General features: G+C 51.7%; 2 protein-coding genes. Both read left to right on the top strand.

The annotated features are described in order from the left end of the window. Positions 1-108: 108 nt before the first annotated feature. On the top strand, positions 109-1,797 hold the full coding sequence (locus ABYP33_RS18775; protein ID WP_373092837.1) for a protein-disulfide reductase DsbD family protein: 1,689 nt from the start codon (positions 109-111) through the stop codon (positions 1,795-1,797). Positions 1,798-1,982: 185 nt separating this feature from the next. Then, the coding region (locus ABYP33_RS18770; RefSeq protein ID WP_373092835.1) for a type II 3-dehydroquinate dehydratase at positions 1,983-2,234 on the top strand (252 nt) is incomplete at its 3' end.

Genomic DNA, 2,234 nt, shown 5'->3' with positions numbered 1-2,234 from the left:
ACTTAACCCTTCCGGGCAATACCTGTAAACTCGCTAGCAATGTGAATTTCGGCATCGAAACAACTAATTATGGCGTATCATAACGCCACCACAGCAGTGATTGTATTTATGAAACCGCTTTTATTATCGCTTATTTTTCTGGTCTTGGGTGCCAACACCCACAGCCAGGATTTTTTTAATGCCACGCCGCAAAGCTTTGGCGACAGCAATCCTAGTTTTTTGCCCGTTGAACAGGCCTACCAGTCAGACCTGCAGTGGAATAACGACAATTTATTGCTTGGCTGGCAAATAACCGAGGGCTATTACCTCTATCGCGAACGTTTCGAGCTTAGCGCCAGCGTTGATGGCAAGCCTGTGGCGGTTAATAGCCGCTTTGAACCCGGCAAAGTCAAACAAGACCCTTATTTTGGCGAAACCGAAGTTTACTATCACAATACGTCTATCGCGATCAGTGACATACCCAGCCAGCCCTTTACACTGAGTATTACGTCCCAAGGCTGCGCCGATGCCGGGCTATGCTATCCGCCCCAAACCCAGCACTACCGTATTGATTCGATCAGCCAGCTAATTGAACAAACGACCGCACCCAAAAAGACTAGCCCCCTGCCCGCCACCGCAGATGTACCAACACTTTGGCTAATTTTAATTTTTGCCGCGCTCGGCGGCGCCATTCTCAATTTAATGCCCTGTGTTTTCCCGGTATTGGGCCTAAAGGTGTTGAGCTTCGCGAATGCCCGCAGCGGTAGCCCCGCCTGTCACGGTGTCGCGTACAGCGCTGGCGTAGTGTTGAGCTTTGTTGCGGTGGCCGGAGTATTAATCGCGCTGCAACAAGCTGGGCAAGCCATCGGCTGGGGTTTTCAACTGCAAACACCGTGGTTTGTCGCCCTACTCGCCAGCCTATTCTTTGTGCTGTCGCTGAACTTACTCGGCGTGTTTGAGATTGGCGGCAGCTGGATGAGTGTCGGTGACGACCTCAGTCGACAATCGGGCTATAGCGGCAGTTTTTTCACTGGCGTACTCGCCACCGTAGTCGCCAGCCCCTGCACAGCGCCCTTTATGGGCACGGCGGTGGGCTTTGCCGCCAGCCAAACACCCGCCGTTTCACTACTGGTGTTTGCCTTTATCGGTATCGGCATGGCGCTCCCGGTATTGTTGTTAACACTATTCCCCGCTGGCTTGCGTCGCCTTCCCAAACCGGGGCAATGGATGATAACGCTCCGCCAGCTACTCGCCTTCCCCCTACTCGCCACCGCCGTGTGGTTAAGCTGGGTGGTTGGTCGCCAAACCGGCGCGAACGGTATGGCACTTATTTTATCTGCTTGGCTGCTAATTGGTTTTGGCCTCTGGCTCTACAAACAGGGCCCAGCAGCCAAAATACTGGCCATGGTCTCTTATATTGCCGCACTAAGCCTTATGCTGATTGGCCCCAACAAGCCGATTGAAAATAACGCCATTGTGTCAGGGTTTGATAGCAGCCAAATTCAACGCCTGCGCGAAAGTGGCCAAAATGTGTTTTTAGATGTTACCGCCGACTGGTGCATAACCTGCGCCGCCAATGAAGCGCTGGTGTTACACACCGATACGATTCGCGCCGCCTTTATTCTTCACAATGTTCACTATGTCACAGCCGATTGGACCCGCTACGATCCTGCCATCACCCAGCTGCTCGCCGATTATCAGCGCAACGGCATTCCACTCTACATATATTTTCCAGCGGACCTTGCTGCCAGCCCCATCGTCTTGCCGCAGGTCTTAAGCAAATCGATGCTCCTTAGCTTGTTAGAGGAGTCAACTTAGGCCGATATCGGCGGTTTTCAGTGTTAGCACCGAAAACACTAGTGGGCACAAAATTCCGGTCATCTTCTGCAAACTTGCGGCTAACTGCACGCTATCTTAAAAAATTCACGGGATGCGTTGGACTCATAAAACCAAATAAGGCACAATCTGCGCATAACCTGAATTAAGCAAAATAGCAGTGACCTATGGCATCGATACTCGTACTTCACGGTCCCAATCTCAATCTCCTTGGCAGTCGCGAACCCGGCGTTTACGGCAGCGCCACACTTGCCGATATCGACACTAGGTTACAGCTATCTGCCAAGGCGGCCGGGCATCATTTGCAATCAATGCAAAGCAATGCCGAATACGAGTTAATTGATCGCATTCACTTGGCGCGCCCTGAAGGCATCAACTTTATTATTATCAATCCCGCAGCCTTTACTCATACCAGTATT

The organism is Zhongshania sp. (assembly GCF_041584495.1).
Taxonomy (GTDB): Bacteria; Pseudomonadota; Gammaproteobacteria; order Pseudomonadales; family Spongiibacteraceae; genus Spongiibacter.
Note: the sequence above shows the minus strand (reverse complement) of the source record. Positions and strands in the feature narration are given on the sequence as shown.

What these genes read in the sequence shown, in the direction of transcription:
- ABYP33_RS18775 (WP_373092837.1), top strand. Translation starts at nt 109, where the DNA reads ATGAAACCGCTTTTATTATCGCTTATTTTTCTGGTCTTGGGTGCCAAC.